This window comes from Duganella sp. Root1480D1 (genome assembly GCF_001427305.1).
Taxonomy (GTDB): Bacteria; Pseudomonadota; Gammaproteobacteria; order Burkholderiales; family Burkholderiaceae_D; genus Rugamonas.
This window is the reverse complement of the sequence record NZ_LMFZ01000039.1, coordinates 1-1,965: the sequence shown is the minus strand read 5'-3', so window position 1 is coordinate 1,965 and position 1,965 is coordinate 1. Positions and strand designations below refer to the sequence as shown.

Below are 1,965 nucleotides of genomic sequence, written 5' to 3'. Positions count from 1 at the left end.
AATGGACATTCTTTGAACAGCATGGAGGTAGACCAGCACACATTGAAAAAAGCAGCTTGAACTATCAAATTAGGCGACAACTAGCTTGAAAATTTCCGTTCCAGGGTAAAAGCATGGACTGTTGAGATATCACTGCCCAGTTAAAAATGATTCTAACTCACCCGATAGTCATAGGCAGGTACCATCTGGATTACGACTGATTAGGCCCAGGGGAATCAGGTCCTGCTCGCGCACTAGTCCTTGCGGTAACACTCGTACAATCACATCGTCCGATATGCCAGATGCTTGCAGGAATGCGGAGGCTTTCTCTGCGCTTGCCTCACGCTGCATAAGCAACGCGGTCCGGACAAGACTCGTCGCATCGTGTCGCCGAATCAAGCCTTCAGGCAATTCAGGTTGGGAATCTCGGCGGTCTTGGGCTTGGCTCTGCATTTCGCCCTCCTGAAAGCGGGCACGCTGTAACGGTACCCCGAGGTCATTTGATGGCTTCTCTGATTCTACCTTGACCGCATTGACTTGATTCCAGGTTTTGAAGGAACTATCGCACTGCCCCTGTACGATAGGCTGATCTATACGTTCGCAAGGGAATAGGAATATGATGAGTAAGTATTCAATTGGAAGTCGGCAAATCGTGAATACGACAACCATCACTGGAATTGTCCTGATGCTCCCTTTCGCTTACGGGACGCTTTTCCAGTCTCGGCCTAAGAACTGGGTGCCCGAACATGCGTCAATCGCGATGCTAGAAATAGCGGGGTTTGTCATTGGCGTGATTCTGGTCATGTTAGGCCTGTTCGCATGAACCACATGTATGGTTGTATTCAACTGCTTGCTCGATGTTCTGGGCCAATTCTTCCTAAATCGAGCCGATAAGCCGATTCCGCCTTGGAAAGCCAGGCCAAGTTTGGGAGAACGAATTGCTAGCGCCGGCAACGCCGCAATTGGTCGCCCACGGGCAGCCGGCCCACGAATTCGTCACCGACTTGCTGCGCCCCCTTCCTGCTGACGTGGTTCCCGAGACGTCCGCGCATCAACAATCCGACTGAAGGTCCTGCTGCGGCAATTTATAATTCGCGTGACACTATTTTCAAACGCAATCCCTGTATGTCAATCTCTGAAGCGGAAGTTGCACGCTTGCGTGCTGAAAACCTCGAGCTAAAGGCGCTACTTGCGGCGCACGGTATCGCTTTGCCACAGCACTTGATCGCTGCACCTGTCGCCAAGCTTGCTGCACAGGCGGGTTCCAACATCTTGGCACCGGACGCAAAGGTCAAGATCTTCCGGCGCCTGTTTCATGGCCGGGATGACGTGTACCCGATACGTTGGGAGAGCCAGCAGAGCGGTAAGGCGGGTTACTCGCCGGCCTGCGCGAACGAGTGGCGGCGCGGCGTGTGCGAGAAGCCCAGGATCAAGTGTAGTGAATGCGAGCACAGTGTGTATATCCCTGTCACGGAGCACACGATTACTCGCCACTTGAAGGGCGAGACCACTGTCGGCGTGTATCCGCTTCTCGCGGATGACAGGTGCTACTTTCTTGCGATCGATTTTGACGATGACGAGTGGCGTGAAGACGCCCGAGCAGTAATGCAGACATGCGCGTTGAACAAACTTCCGGCAGCCCTCGAAATTTCACGGTCCGGAAATGGCGCACATTTGTGGCTTTTCTTCGCAAGCCCAACCCCGGCAAGAGATGCCAGGCGGCTTGGCGCCGCCCTAATAAGTGCAACGTGTGCGAGAACGAGGCAGCTAAAACTGTCGTCTTACGACCGCTTGTTCCCTAATCAGGATACGATGCCAAAGGGTGGATTTGGCAATCTGATTGCACTTCCCCTGCAAAAGTATCCGCGTGAACTTGGCCGTAGCGTGTTCGGAAATTTTCAAGCTAGTTGTCGCCTAATTTGATAGTTCAAGCTGCTTTTTTCAATGTGTGCTGGTCTACCTCCATGCTGTTCAAAGAATGTCCAT

The 1,965-nt window shown here is 52.7% G+C and carries 1 protein-coding gene; it reads left to right on the top strand.

Features of this window, described 5'->3' with window-relative positions; all coding sequences use genetic code 11:
* Positions 1 to 1,104 precede the first annotated feature (1,104 nt).
* A complete protein-coding gene (locus ASD58_RS22935) occupies positions 1,105 to 1,902 on the top strand; it encodes a DNA primase small subunit domain-containing protein (RefSeq protein WP_057263544.1) in 798 nt (265 codons plus the stop codon).
* Positions 1,903 to 1,965 lie beyond the last annotated feature (63 nt).